Origin of the sequence: Campylobacter showae, assembly GCF_900573985.1 — a bacterium.
GTDB classification, from domain to species: domain Bacteria; phylum Campylobacterota; class Campylobacteria; order Campylobacterales; family Campylobacteraceae; genus Campylobacter_A; species Campylobacter_A showae_E.
Genome location: NZ_UWOK01000002.1, coordinates 146,548 through 167,168, shown reverse-complemented (window position 1 = coordinate 167,168; position 20,621 = coordinate 146,548). Strand labels below are relative to the sequence as shown.

Here is a 20,621-nt window from a genome sequence, read left to right as displayed (position 1 = left end):
GAGCCTATCATGCCGATAGCCTTGCGCAAAAAAGGAGATATGATGGCAATCGATGCAAAGCTCAGGGATAGTAATTTAAACGAATACGAGGAAATTTTAGGCGAGCTTGAAACGATGATGAAAGAAACCAAAGCAAAGCTCGGCGATGATTTTAGTAAAAGCGCTAATATATTTTTATCGGGGCATCAGCAATATATCGTAGAAAACGCGCTATCAAATGAGCTAAAAGCGCAAAAAAGCTAAAAACGAAGCTAAACCGCCTAAAAAAGGATATAAGCGCCCATGAGATCAGATAGAGGGGATTTTTTATTTCAAACTTTGATAAACGAATGTTTCTTAGAATTTGCCGACTTTGGCGGCAAGGGCACGGCAGAGGCTATAAAAGAAGCCATTAAAAAAGAGGAGAAAAATTTTAAAAGCGATCTTGGCTTAAATTTAATAGAACAAGCAAATCCGCTAGACGCTCATGAACGAGCAATGAGGCAAATGCAAACAACATTACGCCGCGGCATTTATCTAGATAAGCTAGATATAGCCGATATCTCTGCTTTCTTACAGCTTTGCGGGAAGTTTTTTAGCTCCGAGCAAACCGATAAATTTAATCAAATTTTACAAGACATTCAAAATAAAAAAGCGACGAGAGCGGCGGCGGCGCAAACATGCCCAAAACGGACGCTCAAAAAGACGTAAATGAGAGGCTAGTAAATTTAGCCGAAGAGCTTTTAAAAAGCGCAGATGAAGCTAGACGAGAATATAGCGAAAAATTTGATAGCGAGGTCATAAAAAACTACAAGAAAAGGCTTGGCAGAGAAAAAATCGAGAAAAAGCTAATATTTTTGAAGTTAGATACGAAAAATGACTCAACCTGTCGCTATGCAATGTTAAATTTACGTTGTAATTTAAATCAAAGGAGATCAAATGAGTTTAAACGTAGATTTTATCCAAAAGGCTAACGAGGCGGTAGCTAAAGCAAAGAGCTTTAAGATGAGCGAACTAGCGGGTCAAATGCTAAATTTAACCCAAAGCATAAAGCTAACTAAAAAACCGATCGACAAAGACGAGCAAGAAATAGACGATATGTACTATAAAGATACCTTTGGTCCCTTTGGAGGCGTAGCAAAAACTATCGGATACGCCGCTAAAACAGCTATGGGGCTAGATGAGTATAATGAAATAGACGAGAATATCATAAAAAGACTATCTAAGATGGAGAGTAAATTTCATGAAAACTATTTGCCCGAGCTACTTTTAGAAATCGGCAAAGACTACGGCGAGCAGGAAAATGATGCTATAAATTTAGCCATAAACCCCCTAGCCCAGATAGGTCTGGATACGGCTTTGATCAAATTTTACTGGACGCTAACTCAGCTCCAAATGGCCATAAGCGTTCAAAACCTACAAGCCGGCATGAACGGAAGCAGTAAGGTAAGCGAGATGAAAGAAGCCCTAAGGCAACTACAAGCAACAGCGCAAAACCTGACGACTATTGCCGGGGAGTATGATTGGGAGGCGAGTGAAGTGGCATTTAAAGCTTAAAAACCATAAATTTAAAGAGCCAGACGAGGCTCTTTAAATTTTTTGCATTTTTTTATACTATAGTTTAAGTGTCTAAGTAAGAAAAATATAGTAAAATATATCGTTTTTGTTTTATAGATATTTAAAAAATATATAATTTAGTTTATTTTTGGAGTAGCTATTGATGAATGAAGAAAAATCAAATCAAACACTAGATAAGCAAATCAATATTTCAGGCGAGATTAACTCGATAGACAAAAAAAGACTGCTAGAGCTTTTGGAGGATGAAGAAGTGAAAGAAAAAATAAATAGCGGCATTATGGATAAGCTAAAAGCGATGTTAGCCAAATGGTTTAATGTTGATTCGGACTCATCGTTTTTAAAAGATGAGATAAAAAATCTCAAAGACGATCTAGCTCGCGCCAAAGTTGAGCGAGAACAGCTCGAAAAAGAGAATAAAAAGCTGACCGATGATATAAATTTATACGCCGAACAGGTCGAGCAAAGTAAAAAAGAGCTCGAAAATTTAAAAAAAGACGTTAAAGCTTACGAGGATTTTAAGAATTTATCCGCATCTACGAAAAAATCTCTAGAAAATATCCTAAAAGAAGACAGCTTAGCTAGCTTCATTGCTTCAGGCGTTCAGTCTAGAAATATCGAAAACCTATGGGACTATATCAATAACGAGCTTAGAGAGGGACAAAATCCCGAGATAAAAAAACTCACGGAGATATTTTATTTTTTATTTGTAAATTTTACCAAAGCAAACGGCGATATATATGAGCTTCAAAGCGTTAGCCTGGGAGACGAGTTTGATCCGCAGCTGCACCTAAGGCATAACTCCAGTCAAAGCATAAGCGGCAAGATAAGCGAGATCGCGTTAAAAGGCATGGTAAATAGCAAAACAAAAGAGATAAAAAGAAAATCCGTAGTAAAAATTTAAAGGAAAAAGATGAGTACTAAACAGATAGAAACAATAAAAATACCAAAAGAAAAGCTTGAGCAGGACATAAACGATAGCTGGGCGGAGTTTTTAACAAGCAACGAGAGTAGCCTCGAAAGTCCTAAAAATATTTTTACGAAGTATATAAAAGAGGCCTTTAGCGGGTTTATGAAGCTTGAGAAGGGCGATCAAAACACAATAAACATAGGCAAGGATCAAAACCTATTTTATGATTTTGCGTTAGATGCTATTATATGTGCACAAGCGTATACATCAAAAGAAATTCAGTTAAAATTAGATATTTTATTTGGAGGTTCGGTCACGTATATAGACAAGTTCGTTAACTTTTTTGCAAGTCAATTGAAAAGATTATATATCACACAAGATATCAAATCTAATTTATCAGAAAATGATACCATTAGCATTATAAAAGCGATATACCATAGGCTTCCAAAAGAAAAAAACAAAAACTATATTGGGTACGTCTATGGACAGCTTTACAATAGCAAGTTAGAAAAAAAGAGTGCTTCTGGCGTTGAAGACGGAAGTACTATATGGATATTTGATGCAGTACGTATAAAAGATGTGCCTTTTAATGAGCTTTTCTATAAATTCATCAAGTCAAATTTAATCATAGACGAACTAAAAGATAATAATGCATATAAAATACTTCAAATTTTTGAATTTAAAGAAGGCAAATTTATAGTATCAAATTTAGAGCACCTACAAAACCTAAAAATAGATGGATACAAATTTGTAGAGCCATTTTTATATGAGGATAAAATAAGAGCCGATATAAAAGAGTATGAGCCAAAGATGCTAACAGATGTCGGGCTTGGGCTGTGGGAACTCTGGGGGATGGATGAAAGCAAAAATGACGGCGTAGAGGTAAAGCTAGAGCATTCCCTAACGGCAAGAGATCCGAGAAGTAGCATAAAAGACGGAGTAGTTGGCATAGACTTCGGTACTAAAAGCACGGTAGTCGTATATCAAGAGGATACCGTTAAAATAAATCCGATGAGAGTAGGCATAGGCGATCTTGGCAAAAAGATAGAAAAAAGCCACTATGAAAATCCTACGATAATAAGTTTTGGAGATCTGGGTAAATTTATACAAGACTATGAGGCAAGAGAAGGTAGGCCATATACTAGATGGGAGGACGTAAATATATCTCATGCAGCATATAACTCGCTGCTGCAAAGCGCATCTAGCGAATATAACTCCTATCTAAACGAACTAAAACAGTGGGCTGGACAAAGAGATAAGAAGCTAAAAATTTTTGATAGAAAAGGCAAGGAATTTGAGATAAAAGGATTTAGCGAGCTTGAAGACGGCGATATAAATCCTATAGAAATTTATGCTTATTATCTGGGGCTTTATATAAATAATCAACGAAACGGGATATTTTTGGATTACATTTTATCTTTTCCGGTTACTTACGAGATGGATATAAGAGAAAAGATACTAAAAAGCTTTTATAAAGGTATCAAAAAGTCGTTACCGCTTTCGCTTCAAACGCCTGAAATTTTATCTAAGCTAAAAGTCATAAGCGGAGCTAGCGAGCCAGCGGCATATGCCGTCATCGCCCTTGAAGAAAATAAATTTGAGCCGGTTGGCGACGAGAAGGTATTTTACGGAGTATTCGACTTTGGCGGCGGAACGACTGATTTTGACTTCGGCGTTTATAGGGAGGCCGATAAAGATAGCAGATACGACTACGTGATAGAGCATTTTGGAGCCGGTGGCGATAAATATCTAGGCGGCGAAAATTTGCTTGAGCTAGTAGCTTTTGAGCTGTTTAAAGCAAATAAAGAAAAACTACTTGAATCTAAAATACAATTTACGTTGCCGCCTGAATGCGAAAAATTTGCCGGTCATGAAACCTTGATAAGTAGCGCTCAAGAAGCCAGAAGAAACACAAAAGAGCTAATGGAAAAACTAAGACCGCTATGGGAAGGTAAAGATGACGGCGAACTATATAAAGACGGCATATTATCCGTAAATTTGATAGACACAAAAGGTAAGCAAACAGCAGGGTTTAGCCTAGATATAGATAAAAATAAAATTTTAGAGATACTAGAAGCTAGAATAAAAAGAGGCGTAGATAATTTCTTTGAAGCATTGAGGCTAGCGTTTAGCAATAAAAAAGTGGATTTAGGCGCTATAAAAGAAGTAAATATATTTTTAGCTGGAAATTCTAGCAAATCGGCATTTGTCGAAAAGCTATTCAATGAAAAAATAGCACAAGAAGAGGAAAATTTATCAAAAGAATTTCAAAAGCCGCTTGAGGGTCTTTATAAAATTTACAGACCGCTGGGCGAAAACGATAGTGACTTTGAAAGACCGAATGGGAAAACGGGCGTGGCTTTTGGATTAATAAGATCTAAAAAAGGCGGAACCATACTTGTAAAAGATCATAACGTCGGTAGCGATATAAATTTTAAATACTATCTTGGCAAAAAGAAAAAGGGCAAATTTAATACTGTCGTAAGCAGAGATGCCAAATATGGAGATTGGATCAAATTTATGGATGCTAGTGAGAGTATTTTTGAGGTATTTTACACTACGCAAGCATCGGTAACTACAAATTCTGTTGATATAAGCGATAGCGGTATAAAAAAGATGAGGATAGATACAGGGTTTGCGGACGAGAACTGCTATATTTATATTAGGATCGCAAGTCCAAGTAAATTTGAATACGTAGTAGCCGACGAAGAAGGTATAAAAAACGGAGACTATAAAACCGAAATACAAGGAAAAGATATATGAGTACGGTAAACAATAAAGAGCTATACGGCGCTCTAAAGCAAAGTCTCTCGGGTAATGCCGTAATAGAAAATTTGCCTGTATTAGAACTGGATGGCGATATAGACATTAGCGATGTTAAATTTTATCACATAAAAGAACTTACCTTTGAAGAAGATAGTCCTAGAAGAGAGGCCTTTGAAAACGTAATAAGCACGCTTAGGATAGATGGGATCATTTTTGTATATTTGATTGTCGGCGGTAGTAGCGGCGTTTCTTTTTATGCCGGCGTAACCAAGGATATGTCGTATAGGGGTGAGCTCGAGCTTGATATCGATGATATAGGAAAAAGGGTTTTAAAACCTAGCATTGAAGGCAATTTTAGAGGCAGTAAGGTGCTCGAAGTAGAAAAAGGGCAAAAAGCGGAGCTGGTTTCTAAAATAGATAAAATGAAAAGATTTGCCAAAGTTAGCGGCATACCTAGCGTATATAAGGATAAAGAGGATTTTCAGGGAATAGATAGACTTATAGACATTATGAGTGGGGACGAATTTGCCTTGGTAGTACTAGCAAAACCGATGTCAAATGGGGCGATAGCTGGTATAGAAAAGGTTTTATTTGATGCTTATAATAATATAGCCCCGATGACGAAAACATCAGTACAGCATAGCGACGGAAGCTCCACTAGCACATCTACTTCGGCAACTAAAGGTAGTTCAATATCTGATGGCACTAATTATTCTGAATCTAATCAAAAAGGGAAAAATACTTCAAGCAGTATAAATACCAATACTAGTAAAGGCGAAAGTTATAGCTCTTCAAACTCAAGCACTAGCAGGGGAACGTCTGAAAGCGCAGGCGAAAATTCGTCTTTTAGTAAAACTTCAGGTACATCACAAACCAAAAGCGAAAATGAGTCCTTTAATAAAAGCGAATCCATCTCTAAAAATCAAGGTAGCAACTTAAGCTTTGAATTTACCAACAAAATGGCTAGCGAGCTTACAAAGTATATAGACGAAGTTTTATTAAAGCGCATAAACTACGGCAAAAATAAAGGTCTTTTTGACTCTTGCATATATCTTATGTCAAACGAAAAAGGAAATTTAACAAAGCTTGGAAATGCTATCAGAGCTATATTCTCAGGCGATGAAAGCAATAAATCTCCGCTCATTTTTAGTAATTTAAATGCTGCAAAAGATATAAACGAGATAAAGTGTATAAAAAATTTTCAAATTCCTAAAATAAATTTAATAGAAAATACAAACGCGGTGATATCAAGAAGCCTACTATCTCAAAATTTAGCTAGCCAATCATGCTGGATGTCAGCTAATGAACTAAGCGTGATAGCCACTTTACCAAAAAAAGAGGTTGTCGGACTATCCCTAAAAGAAGAGGTGGAATTTGGTCTAAATATTAAAGAGCAAATATCGCAAGACGAAGCGATATTTTTGGGCAATATGGTTCAAAGCGGCAAAGAGTTAAATCAAAAAATTTTTATAGATAAAGCTTGGCTTGATAAACATATATTTATAGCTGGGGTTACAGGTAGCGGTAAAACGACTACTTGCCAAAGAATTTTAAAGTCCGCTAATTTGCCGTTTTTGGTTATAGAACCGGCAAAAACAGAGTATAGGGCTATGCTAAATGATATGGATGATTTGCTTATATTTACGCTTGGAGATGAGAGGGTTGCGCCTTTTAGGATAAACCCATTTGAATTTTTCCCTCACGAGAGTATATCTTCGAGAGTAGATATGATAAAAGCAAATATCGAAGCCTCTTTTGATATGGAAGCAGCCATTCCTCAGATCATAGAGACTGCTCTTTATAGATGTTATGAAGAGTATGGCTGGGATATATCGACGTCTAAAAATTATAAATTTAGCGATCCGTTTGCAGATGGAGTTTTTGCGTTTCCGACACTATCGGATCTGGTGCGACAAGCAAACATCGTAGTAGAAGAGCAAGGATTTGATGAAAGACTAAAAAAAGACTACATAGGCTCTATAAATGCAAGACTTCAAGGGCTTTTAGTGGGCTCAAAAGCTTTTATGCTGAATAATCAACGAAGCGTAGATTTTGCCGATCTGCTTGAAAAAAACGTAGTTTTAGAACTAGAAGAGGTAAAAAACGGAGCTGAAAAATCTCTAATAATGGGTTTTATATTAATAAATATAAATGAAGCCTTAAAGGTAAAATACAAAGAGTACAAAAATAAAGGCGAGGAATTTAGACATATTACACTCATAGAGGAGTCGCACAGGCTTCTTTCTAAATTTATGCCAGGAGATAGCCCAAACAAAAAACTAGGCGTAGAGACATTTGCCGATATGCTTGCCGAAGTGCGAAAATATGGAGAGTCGCTAATAATAGTAGATCAAATCCCAAACAAACTAACGCCAGAAGTGTTAAAAAACACAAACACAAAAATAGTGCATAAAATTTTCGCTCAAGACGACAAAGAGGCGATAGGTAATACAATGGCTTTAAATGATGAACAAAAGGAGTTTTTATCAAATTTGGAAACTGGTAGGGCAATAGTGTCTAATCCAAATTTTATCAAGCCGATTCAGGTGCAAATAGCCCAACTTGAAAATGTCAGCACCACAAAATCAGCCGTAATTGACGCTAAAATTTTAAGAGATAATGTCTTGGATTATTACAGGCAAAACTATAAAAAAGGTATAATACCGCCAGTAGAAAGTAAAAATAATGTGCCAAACGTAAAAGACTTAGAAGAAGCCTTGCAATACGATTTTTATGCGCTTGAGGTTGAGTGGTTAAAGCGAGTTAAAGATAATGAAAAAATTGTGCTAGGCGGTATCAAACAGATGATAGATCGCAAAAAAATACCAAACAACGTGAAATATTTAAGCAAATATATCTTTAATAAATTTTATAAAAATCAAGATGAGGGCTTACATGAGGACATAAAAGAGTGTATTAACCTGATTTTTGAAAAAATTATGAATACTGAAGAGATTGAGATTTTGTTTGATAATTACATGGATAGGCATTTAAAAGAGTATATTCAAATTTAAATAAAGGAGCAAACATGGGATTTTGGAGTGCTATTGGTAGTTTTGTTGGTAGCGTATGTAGTGCAATTAGTAGCGCGGTTAGCTCACTAGGGAGTAGTTTATCTACATTTGCAACTAAAATAGTTGAATTAGCAGGACCATTGCTAGAAACTGTTGGAAAAATAGCCTCAATGGTTGCTAAATTTTTAGGCTTGACAGAAGAGCTGGAAGATCCTATAGAGCTAGGTCTAAGAGCTGAGGCGTCTGATAAAAAACCAGAGGATTTTGATAGTTACAAAGACTATATAAACTATATAAAAAATGAAGTAAAAATAGATGAAGAGAAGCTAAAAAATGCTAGCGACATCGATAAGGCAAAGTATACTGCTATAGGCTCTGGTGTTCTAATCAAGGGCATAGAGGATAAAAAGGATATGAATATTGGAGCAGATACATTTGTTGCATTAGCAAAAATAGGCACGGAAACTTTAGATAAATTGGGTGGCGCTCGTGGCGTAGATGCTATTTTAGATACGTTTAAAGACGGAAAATTAGGCGAATTTGCGAAATATGTCTCTGGCGATCTAAATAGCGTAAAAGACAAGATCATGGTTTCTGATCGATTAACGGAAACATTTAAAAGCCTAAACCCGGACATGGATATAAAAGATATCCAAAAAGAGGTTATGGATATGGGAAATAAAAAATAATGAGAGATTTTTTAGTATTTTACATAGAAGATCAAATATCCGTTTGCGAATTTAAGGAGGGCCGTTTTATAAAATACAAAAATAACGGCGAAGACAAATGGACGTTTGACTATAAACAATTTTGGCATTGGTGGAAAGATAGGGTGGAATTTGTATCTGATACAAAATTTAGCTTTGTTGTCTTAACCGATAAGGAAGAGTTTAAGATACAAGACGATATCGCTATAGCAGAAAATATTAGCTTTACGGCAAGCGATATAAAAAGGGATATAAAAGATATCCCGTCAAATTTAAATCTAATATCTTATCCTGTCGGCTTTAAAGAAGATGAGGATATGTTTGCCAAAGAAGAGTGTGATATGGATGATATTAAATTGCCAAGCGAAGATGAAAACGGGTATCTGGCTATATACTATAACAAAAAGACAGAGGAACATAAAAAGAAATAATTATAATCTGGTGTAAAACTAAATTTACACCAGTATATCTTATTTCTTAGCCCTCCCCGCTTCTGCCCTAGCCTTGACTACTTTGGCCAGTACGCTCTCGCTAGCCACGCCTATTATCTTTGCTCTTAGCTTTGTTACATCGGCATGGCTAGGAGCTTTGGCATGGACAGTTTCGTTTCGTAAATCTTGAAGCTCGGTTATGACCTTTGGTAGAGTTCTGGTTACGTAGTTTTGCAGCAAATTTCCCTCAAGCGCATCTTGGATCAGGCGATTTTTAAAAAGAAACTTATAGGTTCCCAAATTTGGCTTATTTTCGAATATATCGCTCACGGTAAAGCTAGTGCCTTGAACTTCGTATGGGATATTTAATATAGACGGCTTTATCTTTGCGAGTTGTTCCATGAGAACTTTAACGAAGGCGTAGATCTCTTGCTCCATAGTTTTTGAGTATTTGACCACGACGGAGCTAAAGTCATAGAGCGGGTTGGCTATATTATCAAGGTATTCTATCTCGGCGGAGATGATATTTTCTATGCTATCTGGATGCATTAGATTTATTAGGCTTCGTCCGAAACAGTAACGGATTAAATTTCGCTTTATCTCTAAAAACTCGGCGCTTTTATAGACATCAGGATAAAATTTACCCTCATCCTCAAAATAGCGCGTCTCTTGTTTTATTTTTATAATCAGGGGATAAACGTAAGCGTTGCCGTATACTGCGTAAGTATGGCCGCTTACGGTAAAATTTGCCAGGTAATCGTCTCTAACGCACTCAAAATCATTTCTAACTAGCTCTCTGATATCGCTTATGATAAACCACTTTTCTACATCGAGCCTTTTTTCTTTATAATACTCGGGCGCTATCTCGCTCATATCTTCATCGGTTACGGCAATAACTTTTGCTACGAACAAATTTGAATAATCGGTTAAAAATAGCTGCAAATACTTGCCGTCGCTGTCGCTCGAATTTATGCTTTCGTAAATTTGCTCAAGCTCGGCTTCGTGAGAGTTTATCATATCTCGCCGCTTGCTTTTTATCTTACCAAAGGCCACCTTGCCTTTGAATATCAAAATCTTAAGGTGTTGCTCGATGACGTCGTTTTGGTAGTAGGGATTGTATAGGATGAGGATGTTGTGCATTTTATCAACTTTGTTTCTTTTTTAATTTAATTTTTACAACTCCTTTAATCTCCACCTCTCCATCAACATCATATTTATCCATTATCTGCAAAATTAGAGACATTCCAAGAAGTGCTATAGCTAGTATAAGAGCAATTTCAGTTCCTGTAAGGGCCGCAGTTGAAGTGGCAGCGAGGTATGCAATAGGAATCGATACGCCACCAGTAGCAGGAGTAACAATTGTTGCCACTGGGATACTTGTAGCAATTGCACCAAGGGTCCAAAGCATAATTTTGCTTTTATTCCTTAAGGATTTTATCCTTTTAATATTGTCCACCAACTTGCCTTGAACTATTATCGTATCCACGCCGTCTTTTACTGCTTTTTCTAATTCATCTTTTGTTGTTACTACAACTTCTTTCATATATTATCTCCTAAAAATCTTTATGCATTATACTAATTTAGCCCTTAAATACCTTTTTAAATATATTCTTAAAAGATTGGATCATATTATCAAAGCGCTCTTTGGCGATAGCCTCTTCTATGGATATTGCTTTTCTATTAAACTTTGCATTGCCACACTTTGGACAAACATCTGGAACTTGCTTAAAGTCTAAGTCCGTTAAAGCATCACTTTTAAACCAAATCAGTTTTTCAAAGCTGCATTTGGAACAGCAAATTTTAAATGGTTTTGGTCGCATCATATTATGTCCTTTGTTGGAAATTTTCGTGGTAAAAATTCATCGCACTTCTTTACTATCAAATTTATAAAATTATAGCAAAGAAGTGCGACAGGTTGAGTCGAATTTGGATAAAAGTAAAGATTTTATTTTAGCTTTTCGACGTATGCTCTTATGATAGTGTCCGTCAAATTTGAAAATAAATCAAAATCGCCTTTGTAAATTAACTCAAAATTATCGTTTAAATAAGCTAGATAGGCATTACCCATTAGTTTTGTCGTGGAGCTGGCGACGGTTGCATTAAACGCTCCTCCTGCAAGAGATCCTACGGCCGGTATAAATTTTAATAAATTTCCAGCCACAAATCTAACGGCAAAGCCTCCAGCTGCTACGGCAGCAAACGATGTCGCTAATTTTGTAATATTTTCAGCAGAGGCTTTAAAACCGTAATTATACGTAATATGAGATATCATGGCTATTTGGGTAGGTAAAAGTAGAGCGATATCTGAAAACGGTATCGGAGTAGCTGCTATAGCACCCGCAGCTACGCTATATGTATTGATAATATCCAGTGCTGCTTCGTATTTTACGTCTTTGTTATATTTTTGCTCTCTAGCAAAGGCTTGCTTTGATGCCTCAGGTAAAGCGTCGTATGTTTTCTTTATAAGGTCGTCTATGCCTCTAAGCGGTTTTATGTTTCCGTCATCGTCTTCGATCTCTAACGCCATAACTCTTTGCATATATTCGTCATTAACGCCAAACTCGCCTTTTACTTTATCTGAAAATTTTTCCTTGTTCTCGTCTTTATCTTGCTGGGCTTTTGTTATCACTGCTATAGCTGCATAGTCTTTTTCTCTTATGATATCAAACAGTCTTTTTTCGCCCTCTTCTATCCTTCTGCCGGGCTCCGCCACACAAAACCATACTATATGTATTTGCTCGTCTGCTCTCTTTTTACTATTTTCTTCCAAAAAATTCGCAATGTCGTCACAAGTGGCGTCAAAGTCTTTCAATTCAAGACCCTTAGTATCATAAATACTAAAATTTGGATTTACTTTTATTTCGTTTATTTCTTGAGTAATCGGTTTTCCGGAGCCAGTCTTTGCTACTGCGTCGCCAAAAACCGCATTTATAAGCGTACTTTTACCTACGCCGGTTTTACCGACTATTAAAACGTTTAATCTAGAACTTAAACCTTGTATAGCCCCTTTAAAAACTTCTTTTGCTTGAGCTGCGAGATCGCCTAGATCTAGTTGAATTTCTTGTTGATTTCCATTAGCTTCCACACTATTCTCCTTTTGTTAAAATAAAATTTGTATATTTTAGCATTACCCCCCCCCCCCCCGTTGTCAATAAATTTATTTTGACAAAAGCGGGAGCTATTGAGCTACCTTTTTATTCCCAAAGATTATGCTGACAACCTCTTTTATAGCCGGTAAATAAAGATTTAATGCCATAAATTTGATCACTCGATAGAATACATAACCTGCAAATAAATCTAAAAATAATCTTAACATTCTAGCTTCTCCTTAAAAAATTTCTTATCATAATATCTTTTATATACTCCCGCTACGTCTTTAAAGATCGTTGCTATTTCCATCATTTGCGTAGCGGACCTTAGCTCCCTCAATGCCTTAACCAAAACATTGTTTAGCTCAACTAGCTTGATGATTATCTCTTGTTGTTCTGTATCAAATTTACAATAATCTCTTACCTTTTGTTCTGCGGTATTAATCTTAGAAATGTTATTTTCTATCATGCGCTCCAATGCATAATCTATCATTAAATTTAGATCGCACAAAATCTGCAGATCCTCTTTGGAGTTTATAAATATATAAAAAAAATTACTAAAATTTTTGGCATCGGAGTCTTTAAATCTCAAGATCTTTTCGCCGCTGATAGACGAGTAAGCGGATTTTAGTTCTGGCAAATTTTCTACGTTTGATAGTTTTTTCTGCAAACTTTTCAATGACGCAAAAAGACGGTGAATCGTTTCGTTAAATTTACGACTTTTTTCCATTACGCTAGCTTCTAAAAAATCATCATCATTCATGCCTACGGGATAGACTAAGGCTGATTCCCATTTTGTATTCGAGTCGTACTGTTTTGTATTGTTTTGATTTTTGTTCTTTGCAGATATATGAAAATCATATTTACTGAGGTATCTTCTTAGCGTGTACCCAGCAGTCACTAACGCTACTCCACCTACAATGTATTTTATCATTTTCGCTCCTTTAGATTTAAATAATGATGGAAATTTAACATAAGAGAATGACAGGTTGAGTCATAGAAAATATATTTTTATAATACCCGTATCAATGCTTTCTTAAAAACACATATATCATAAAAAACTTGCATATTGATACCATTATAAAATCTATTTTCTAGTACAAGCGCCTTTTTACAAACGGTATTAAAATTTCAATATCACTCAAAATCTAGTTTTATTTTTTTGGAAAAAGAATGATTTTTTGATAAAAAGTAGTTTCATTTTTTGGGAAAGATTTTATGGTTCTGATAAAAATAGTTTCATTTTTTGGGAAAATTCAGTGGCAAATAAGGGTAAAAAAAGTATATTTTTGAAAAAATAAACTACAGGGGAGTATTATGGCAAAAGAAATCGTTGACCTAGAAAAAGTTCGCTCCACAAGCGCGAGGCTTTATAATAGGACGCAAGAGATCGTCGATAGCCAAACTGGTGAAGTAAAGACGATAGTTACGAGTTTTTTGCAAAAAGAACAAACAAAAGATGCCTTTATTAAAGTTTTTGTAGAAAATTTAGATTTTTTAGTTGAAAATCTTTCAAACAACGCCAGAACCGTATTTTTAGTAATGATAAAAAACGTAAATTATAAAAATATTTTTAAATACGATAGCGATTTCGTTAAATATTTTGAAGAGCGTAAAATTTTAGCCAAATCAAGCGTGTATCGCGCCCTAAAAGAGCTTGAGGATAAACAAGCTATTTTTAAAATCAGCGAAAATGACAAAGATAAATTTGACATAATCGGCAAAAACTCTTTTATGTTAAATCCGCAAATCGTCGGTAAGGGCTCTATAAAGGATCTAAAGCAATTAAGGCAAACAACCGTTAAAACATTTAACTTTGAAACACTAGAAATGACAAAAGAAATTTTAACCGATGCAGCTTATGAGGGCTTTGATAAAGTTTTGGCAGCGCCAGATAGCTTTCAGGTAGATAGCGTCAAGCAGATTCAGCACTCAGCCAACAAAAGCGAAACTGAGATTGTTATTTCAAAAAAACATGAAGAAGATGAGATTATTGAAGTGGCTGCTCAAAGCGAAAATTCACAACAACCAATACAAAATACGCAAGAAAATACTACTCCTAGTGGCATAGAGAGCGATATTGCCGATATTATGAAGTTTGTCGGAGCCTTTAAGGGCGATTTTAAAGGCGATTCAAAATCACTAAGAGCAGAAAAAGCGGATGAATTAAATCAAAAGGCAGAACAGTGAAAGTATTTTTTGACCTAAATATCATCATTGATATTATCGATACAGACAGGATAAACAACAAAAAGGCCGTTGCTTTGATGCAAAATTTAATGCGAAAACAAGCTACTATCGTCATTAGCGAAGATAGTATTAGTACGCTTTATTATAATTTGCGCCATTCTCGACAAAAGCAACTTATACTTTTAGATTTCTTAGAAGTCGTTACTCAAAAATGGTGCGTATCTCCGTTTGGAATCGAAGGTATAAAAAAAGCAATTAAGTATTCTAAAAACTCAAACTCTGATCTTGAAGATGCACTACAATATTTTTGCGCTGATAAGGAAGGCTGCGAAGTAATCTATACTAGCGATAAAAACTTCCCTAAAATCGCCATAGCAATTAAAGACTATGATGAAAATTAAAATTGTGGGAAAAATTTTGCCGGCAAAGACAAATTTTTCCCAGAGAGAAAACTGATCTTCCCACGTGTGGGAAAACGTAAAATGCAGTCTAGGCTCGATTTTGTAATGGTCGGAGGCTATTTTTTATACGAGCTTTCCTTCTTTATCTATTCTTTTTTTCAATTTGCCTTTAAATAGGTAAATCAAAAGTTAATAACTTTTGAACTTTTATTATTGTGCATATGTTTTTTCATTCTGAAAAAACAGCACAAAAAATAACTCCAAAAATAAAAACACAGATGCTTTGTTAATAATTTATTAAATTTTTTATATCTTATGTTGATAGCATTAAAATATTAAAAAGCGAGTTTTTATTTTAAATGAAATTTCTATACGACGTTGTAGTTTTTAAGGGATTGTAAATTCTATAGATAAAAATTTCTTTTTTTGGGAATATTTATATTAATATGGAAAAAAATTGTTTTTTTCTCTGGGAAAAAATATTTTTATTTCAAAATTTGGATAGTATTTTATTTTTTATAAGATAAATTGATTTATTCTTTGGGATAATTTTTATGATTATATGATAACAATATTATAGAGATATTATTATCGTCTTTGTAAAATGTTGTAGTGTTTTAATAAACTTCAGTTGCAATAATGTGTGATTCTGATGTAATATAGACGGTTTTTAAATTTCTGATATAATCTTTTAGGGTCGTAAAAGAATTAGCGTCCGACTCATAACCACGAAGTAGTGCTTGAGCGCCTTAAAAAGTCTCATTATCTTTTACACCTTCTTTTTCTAAATACATAGTTTTAAAGGTATTTTATCCTACTTGTTTTTCTTATTTTCCTAAACTATTACGTAGTAGCCGCTTATTTTGTTTAGGCCCCGCCTTTTTATCTTTGCTTGCATATCCTATTATGATTACATTACAAACTCTTTTGTTTATAATGTAATGCCTTTGTCGCTCCTGTTGGCGATAGATCATTCGTCTGTAAAAGTTTGTATTAATGGAGCTGTTTGAAGTTTGGAAGAGTGATAAATTACCTTTACTTCGTTCAGTATTTTGTTGGTTGATTTTACTTATATTTGTGATGTTAATAGGTTTTTAGTTCTAACTTGTGTTTTGTGGAAGCCCTGCCTTACGGCAGGGGACCCTTTTACTCCGCAGACTAGTTTAGCACAGACTTAGCCCGTCTTTGATATTCCCGTTTTCGTCTAAATTTTTTGCCTTAAACTCTTCAAATTTAGTTTCTGCTCTAAGCCTGGGGTCTAAAAAATCCATTCGTCCATTAAGATTTCTATCAGAGTAAAACGTTATAATACTTTCATAAGCGTCGGTTGTAGTAATGCGGGTTGTGGACCCCGCCCCGACGCTCTTTTTTATTTTATCGTATACCGCTACCCTAAATCTTACCCCGTCCTTATCTTGCCACTCATAAATTTTACCGCCGTCTTTATCGACAAACGGCTCTTTGTATTTTTTTATATATTCTCTGACAGACTCGCCGATACTCATTACCTCTTGCTGCGTAACCGCACCTTTTGCACTAGGGTCCAGATGTTTTTGTATGTGCACCGCTCCACCCTTTTTCTTACTTCCTTGCTCAAGCTTTATCGCGCTCTCTATCTTTTGCAGGTCTTTATATATGTTTGTGCTCTCTTTCCCGTTGTTTATTGTGTTATATATTCCACGCATCTCTTTCTTTAGGGCGTTATACTCCGCCGTTTTTAGTATCGCCTCTTTTTTGATAGGATCTAGCTCGTTGCGATACGCCGCTTTTACCTCAAAGCTCATATTTTTTAGCCTTGCCGCGTCGCCCGTACCTGCTAGCTCCTCTAGCGCGCTTTGCTTTACGGGGATATTATCTATCTGCGATTTTGCGTATGCGTCTACCCTTAGGCTTCCATCCTGCGCGATATCTACGAAAAATCTCTTTTTATCCCCGTCTTTGCCGATCTTGTCAAAGTAAATTTTACTATCACTGATTACTTTAAAGTCCGCGTTTTTGATATCGTTTTTTAGGACGGCCAGCTGTTTGTCGCTTAGATTTACGCTTTTGCCGAGCTCTTGGGTAGTTATCTCTTTCGTATCAAATTTACTTATCAACCCATCTTTAAAATTTGAATCGTTAAAGCTCTCTTTTCTCATCGCCGCTATACTCTCGTCCAGCTCGCGTTCTACGTTTGGGTGTGTGCGCTTTATCTCCTCTATTCTGCGACTATAGCTTATACCGTCCTCTTTGCTTGCGATCGTTTCGTTTGGATTTACGTCAAAGGTTTTGTGCGGATGCGTCTGCCCGTCTAAATTTAACCTATTTTGCACGTTTCTAGCTTCTGCCTCGCCATGCATTTTCCGATAAATTTCTTGCAAGTCTTCTTCGTTTATCGCGTTTTGCTCTGCGTTTGCAGCTTGCCTTAGCTCTCTTATTTCGTGGTCTGCCCTGGAGCCCTCATCGCCAAATGCGCGCATTTGTTTTAGCAATCTTTGCGCTTCGGGGGTGTCTTTTAGTCCGTCGTCAAAAAGCTTTATGTATTCTTTTTGGAGCGGAGCGTATTTTTGCCATGCGTCATTGCTTATTTTTTCGAGCCTAGCTAGCTCGCTTTCGTATTTTTTTTCGATATTTTTGGCCGCGACGTTCCATACGGTATTAAAATTTCCGCCCCTAGCGAAATCTTCTATCTCTTGTATAGTGTGTTGCACTTCGTGTATTAGCGTTGATTTGTCGCCAAGATCACTTAGCCCTATTTCGTTACGCGCCGGATCATAATACCCTTCCGCCCCTGATTTGTAAATATTTGGGCTATCGTTAAAGTTCCCATTGTTGTCGACGTGTTTGATTTGAGCGCTATCAAAGGCGATAACGAAAGGCCTTTCTTTATAGTCCCCGTCCAAAACGATTCCGTCGTATCCGTTTTGTTTTAAAAATTCTTTAGCCTCTTTGCTAGTTTTTCCGTAAGGCTCTAAACTTAACCCTTTTCTTTGCATTTCGCGCATGAGCTCAAAAGGATACTTTGCGTTTTCTTCGCGTAGATCTAGCGGATTTTTGATTCTTAAAAACGTTTCGTATAGGTTGCCTTCGCCGTGATTTGCGGCGTAATCTTTATCCGCAAACCAAAAGCCGACCCCGCTATTATCAAATTCGCTTTTAAACCCCGTGATGTCTTTTGCCGAACTTCCGTGATAAAACACTTTTGGGCTTCCGTCGGCGTTTTTAGTGATAGCAGAGCTATCCTTGTGCCACTCTTTCAAATTTACGTCGTATTTGACTTGCGGATTGCGAAACTCCATAGGCTTTTTAAGGTTTCTATTAGAGTAGAAGGATATAATGGAGTTTGGATGGGATGCGGAGATCCCGTCCGCTTTTTCATATACCACTACTCTAAATTTTACCCCGTTTCCGTCGGCCCATTCATAAATTCTCCCGCCGCTTTCGTCAATAAAAGGTTTTTTGTATTTTTGCAAATACTCTCTTATGTTTTTACCGACGCTTAAAAACTCGCCTTGCGTTATCGCGCCTTGGGCACCCGGGTCTAAATGTTTTTTGATATGGACGGCGCCGCCTTTTTTATTTGAGCCTTTTTCAAGAACCAGGGCGTCATCTATCTTTTGCAAGTCTTGTCTGACTAAAGTGGCCGTCTTATCGTTGTAGGTTACGTTGTAGATCCCGCGCTTTTCTTTTTGAGCTACGTCTTTTACGCTATATGCAGCATCTTGTGGTGTTGCGCCCCCTATTTTTACGACCGTAACGTCCTTTAGCTCGGGATAGGCTTTAAATAGCTCCTCGTGATCTAGCAGCTCGCCTAGCCTTCCCCTGCTTTGAAACCCCAGATTTAGCTTTGCGTTGCTATCGCCTATTTCAAATTTCCACGCCCCGTCTTTATCCTTAAACCACCCCGTCTTTTGCCAAATTTCCGCCTCGTCCGTGCCCTTTTCGAGCATTGCTTTAGCTTGATCTAGTTTACCGACGTTTGCGGTGATCGCTTTTTCTCCGGCAAAGGAATTTAAACTTACGTCCTTGCCGTTTGAGTAGAGCTTGCCTAAGAGTCTTGGATTGCTGTTTGCCATCTGCGGCATCTTTTCGGCCGCGCCTAGGATTTGATTATAAAGCTTCGGCGTCATTTTTCTTAGGCCGACGGCTGTAGCCTTGCTGCCTACGAGCCCGGCCAAAAATCCCGCGGCAAATCGCTCGGGGCTAAAATTTCCGTCCTCGTCTACGGAGTTTAGAGTTCCGGCTACCATGCCGCTGCCTAGATGAGCGCTTGAGTTTGCCGCTACTCCGCCGCCGACGCTAGCGCTGCTTCCTTGTTTTTCCACCACTTGCTTGCCTGCAACTGCGGCATTAGTCTGGCCATCTGCTTTAGCGGCCCATTGTTGCTCCATTTGCTCATCGCTCTGGGCTGGCCGCTTTGTCTGGCTAGCATTTGTAGTATCCCGTCGGCCTTGGCGTAGTATTTGCTCATCGCCTGCTTGTCGTCCGCCTGCTCGGCTTGCATTATCGCCGACACTAGAAACGCTATCTCGTAGTCCGTTAGCTTCTTTTTCATTGACTAAATTTCCTTTTTGGGATATAATTTCATCAGTAGCGCTAGGAACTTGAACGCGCGAATGGGGGTCGAAAGTCCTAGCAAGCCCCCTACGAACCTCTACTTTTATCCCCTTTTTTATTTCGCTTCGCAGTTGGCTTTTGTCCTTTAGCGCATAAGCCGTAATAAAATCTATATTTCCGTCTTTATCCGTAACGATACTCAAAAAATTTACGTTTTTTGTTTTACTGTTTACATCCGTAAATACGAAAGGTTTGATATTACTTGTCCTCCCGTCAGGCCTAAAAATCTTTATCAAAGGCTCCTCTATGGTAGGCATTATGTAGTTTAGATATGCCATCCTATGATCAAGCGCCTTGCTATCGCGTTCGCCAGCTTTGTTTGCAAAATGATTTAAAATTTTATCTCTACTTGGATTATTTTTCGTCTTGGCCAAAAAATCAAACAGGTTGCTGCTAGGTTCAAGCTCGGTAGCGTTCGCGCGCAAAAAATCATCGTCTATTTTTGACGAAAAATCTATTACGCCGTTGCCTTCGTAAATCTCGAGGTTTGCCTCCCCGCCGTCTCTCATCGTCCAGCCTTCACCCTCTATCTCGTTTTTAGCCTTGATTTCGGCGGCGACTTGCGTGCGGACATTGTTTTCATAAACTTCGGCCGCTTTGCCGTTTGCCCAGTCTTTGGCGATATTTATATCTTTTTGGATATAGGCTTGCGTAAAAGCCTGCGCGCTCTCGTCCGAAAAACCTCTTTGTTTTAGCCTTGCGGCGTAAATTTCTGGAGTATAGGCCTGTGCCGCGATATCTTTTTCAATCGCGTAAAATATCCCTTGCCCCGCAAGCCTAGGATCCACGTCCGCGCCTATTAAAATGATTTTGTCGTAGACCGAAGGTTTTAAGCCTTGTCTAGATGTTGCAGGGGCTTGATAGCCCGTACTTGTGATTGCCATAATTGCTCCTTTTTATATGGTTTAGAGCGATTATCGCGTAAGTCGCAGTCTCAAATCTACCTAGTTTTGGGAAAAATTA

At 37.2% G+C, this 20,621-nt stretch carries 17 protein-coding genes; 11 read left to right on the top strand and 6 right to left on the bottom strand.

Annotated elements, in window-relative coordinates:
* The first annotated feature begins 42 nt into the window (after window positions 1–42).
* The 9 genes from EE116_RS12515 (at window position 43) to EE116_RS11535 (ending at window position 9,382) form a co-directional block, all read left to right on the top strand.
* Window positions 43–243, top strand: coding sequence for a hypothetical protein (locus EE116_RS12515; protein ID WP_163028080.1), 201 nt, complete (start codon window positions 43–45; stop codon window positions 241–243).
* Between the two features lie 39 nt (window positions 244–282).
* On the top strand, window positions 283–690 hold the full coding sequence (locus EE116_RS11570; RefSeq protein WP_122874619.1) for a hypothetical protein: 408 nt from the start codon (window positions 283–285) through the stop codon (window positions 688–690).
* Window positions 660–953, top strand: a complete 294-nt coding sequence (locus tag EE116_RS11565; RefSeq protein ID WP_122874618.1) for a hypothetical protein — start codon at window positions 660–662, stop codon at window positions 951–953. The genes EE116_RS11570 and EE116_RS11565 overlap by 31 nt, the downstream gene beginning before the upstream one ends.
* On the top strand, window positions 919–1,536 hold the full coding sequence (locus tag EE116_RS11560; RefSeq protein ID WP_122874617.1) for a hypothetical protein: 618 nt from the start codon (window positions 919–921) through the stop codon (window positions 1,534–1,536). Before EE116_RS11565 ends, EE116_RS11560 begins: the two co-directional genes overlap by 35 nt.
* A gap of 163 nt (window positions 1,537–1,699) precedes the next feature.
* Window positions 1,700–2,458, top strand: coding sequence for a hypothetical protein (locus tag EE116_RS11555; RefSeq protein ID WP_122874616.1), 759 nt, complete (start codon window positions 1,700–1,702; stop codon window positions 2,456–2,458).
* A 9-nt stretch (window positions 2,459–2,467) separates the two neighbouring features.
* Complete coding sequence (locus EE116_RS12885) at window positions 2,468–5,227, top strand: molecular chaperone DnaK (RefSeq protein ID WP_241091707.1); 2,760 nt, start codon at window positions 2,468–2,470, stop codon at window positions 5,225–5,227.
* Window positions 5,224–8,244, top strand: a complete 3,021-nt coding sequence (locus EE116_RS11545) for an ATP-binding protein (protein WP_122874615.1) — start codon at window positions 5,224–5,226, stop codon at window positions 8,242–8,244. The genes EE116_RS12885 and EE116_RS11545 overlap by 4 nt, the downstream gene beginning before the upstream one ends.
* 14 nt (window positions 8,245–8,258) lie before the next feature.
* Entirely contained in the window at window positions 8,259–8,933 is a 675-nt protein-coding gene (locus EE116_RS11540) for a hypothetical protein (protein ID WP_163028079.1), read from the top strand.
* A complete protein-coding gene (locus tag EE116_RS11535) occupies window positions 8,933–9,382 on the top strand; it encodes a hypothetical protein (RefSeq protein WP_122874613.1) in 450 nt (149 codons plus the stop codon). The genes EE116_RS11540 and EE116_RS11535 overlap by 1 nt, the downstream gene beginning before the upstream one ends.
* Before the next feature lie 39 nt (window positions 9,383–9,421).
* On the opposite strand, the gene EE116_RS11530 is transcribed toward EE116_RS11535, so the two are convergent.
* From EE116_RS11530 to EE116_RS11510, 5 genes are all read right to left on the bottom strand, one after another.
* Entirely contained in the window at window positions 9,422–10,522 is a 1,101-nt protein-coding gene (locus EE116_RS11530) for an HP0729 family protein (protein ID WP_122874612.1), read from the bottom strand.
* 4 nt (window positions 10,523–10,526) lie between these two features.
* A complete protein-coding gene (locus tag EE116_RS11525) occupies window positions 10,527–10,925 on the bottom strand; it encodes a hypothetical protein (RefSeq protein ID WP_122874611.1) in 399 nt (132 codons plus the stop codon).
* 37 nt (window positions 10,926–10,962) lie between these two features.
* Window positions 10,963–11,205, bottom strand: a complete 243-nt coding sequence (locus tag EE116_RS11520; RefSeq protein WP_122874610.1) for a hypothetical protein — start codon at window positions 11,203–11,205, stop codon at window positions 10,963–10,965.
* Window positions 11,206–11,327: 122 nt separating this feature from the next.
* Entirely contained in the window at window positions 11,328–12,467 is a 1,140-nt protein-coding gene (locus EE116_RS11515; protein WP_122874609.1) for a YcjF family protein, read from the bottom strand.
* A 224-nt stretch (window positions 12,468–12,691) separates the two neighbouring features.
* Window positions 12,692–13,405: a hypothetical protein gene (locus EE116_RS11510; RefSeq protein ID WP_122874608.1), complete on the bottom strand. Its 714-nt coding sequence runs from the start codon at window positions 13,403–13,405 to the stop codon at window positions 12,692–12,694.
* A 503-nt stretch (window positions 13,406–13,908) separates the two neighbouring features.
* On the opposite strand from EE116_RS11510, the gene EE116_RS11505 reads away from it, so the two are divergent.
* Window positions 13,909–14,661: a hypothetical protein gene (locus EE116_RS11505; protein ID WP_241091706.1), complete on the top strand. Its 753-nt coding sequence runs from the start codon at window positions 13,909–13,911 to the stop codon at window positions 14,659–14,661.
* On the top strand, window positions 14,658–15,062 hold the full coding sequence (locus EE116_RS11500) for a type II toxin-antitoxin system VapC family toxin (RefSeq protein WP_122874606.1): 405 nt from the start codon (window positions 14,658–14,660) through the stop codon (window positions 15,060–15,062). Before EE116_RS11505 ends, EE116_RS11500 begins: the two co-directional genes overlap by 4 nt.
* A gap of 1,163 nt (window positions 15,063–16,225) precedes the next feature.
* Here the strand turns inward: EE116_RS11500 and EE116_RS12510 are convergent.
* Window positions 16,226–20,542, bottom strand: a complete 4,317-nt coding sequence (locus tag EE116_RS12510) for an ADP-ribosyltransferase-containing protein (protein WP_163028078.1) — start codon at window positions 20,540–20,542, stop codon at window positions 16,226–16,228.
* Window positions 20,543–20,621 lie beyond the last annotated feature (79 nt).

Coding starts and splice junctions, on each gene's coding strand:
- EE116_RS11570 (WP_122874619.1), top strand. CDS start 283: ATGAGATCAGATAGAGGGGATTTTTTATTTCAAACTTTGATAAACGAA.
- EE116_RS11530 (WP_122874612.1), bottom strand. CDS start 10,522: ATGCACAACATCCTCATCCTATACAATCCCTACTACCAAAACGACGTC.
- EE116_RS11525 (WP_122874611.1), bottom strand. CDS start 10,925: ATGAAAGAAGTTGTAGTAACAACAAAAGATGAATTAGAAAAAGCAGTA.
- EE116_RS11555 (WP_122874616.1), top strand. CDS start 1,700: ATGAATGAAGAAAAATCAAATCAAACACTAGATAAGCAAATCAATATT.
- EE116_RS11560 (WP_122874617.1), top strand. CDS start 919: ATGAGTTTAAACGTAGATTTTATCCAAAAGGCTAACGAGGCGGTAGCT.
- EE116_RS11510 (WP_122874608.1), bottom strand. CDS start 13,405: ATGATAAAATACATTGTAGGTGGAGTAGCGTTAGTGACTGCTGGGTAC.
- EE116_RS11540 (WP_163028079.1), top strand. CDS start 8,259: ATGGGATTTTGGAGTGCTATTGGTAGTTTTGTTGGTAGCGTATGTAGT.
- EE116_RS12510 (WP_163028078.1), bottom strand. CDS start 20,542: ATGGCAATCACAAGTACGGGCTATCAAGCCCCTGCAACATCTAGACAA.
- EE116_RS11520 (WP_122874610.1), bottom strand. CDS start 11,205: ATGATGCGACCAAAACCATTTAAAATTTGCTGTTCCAAATGCAGCTTT.
- EE116_RS12515 (WP_163028080.1), top strand. CDS start 43: ATGGCAATCGATGCAAAGCTCAGGGATAGTAATTTAAACGAATACGAG.
- EE116_RS11545 (WP_122874615.1), top strand. CDS start 5,224: ATGAGTACGGTAAACAATAAAGAGCTATACGGCGCTCTAAAGCAAAGT.
- EE116_RS11565 (WP_122874618.1), top strand. CDS start 660: ATGCCCAAAACGGACGCTCAAAAAGACGTAAATGAGAGGCTAGTAAAT.
- EE116_RS11535 (WP_122874613.1), top strand. CDS start 8,933: ATGAGAGATTTTTTAGTATTTTACATAGAAGATCAAATATCCGTTTGC.
- EE116_RS12885 (WP_241091707.1), top strand. CDS start 2,468: ATGAGTACTAAACAGATAGAAACAATAAAAATACCAAAAGAAAAGCTT.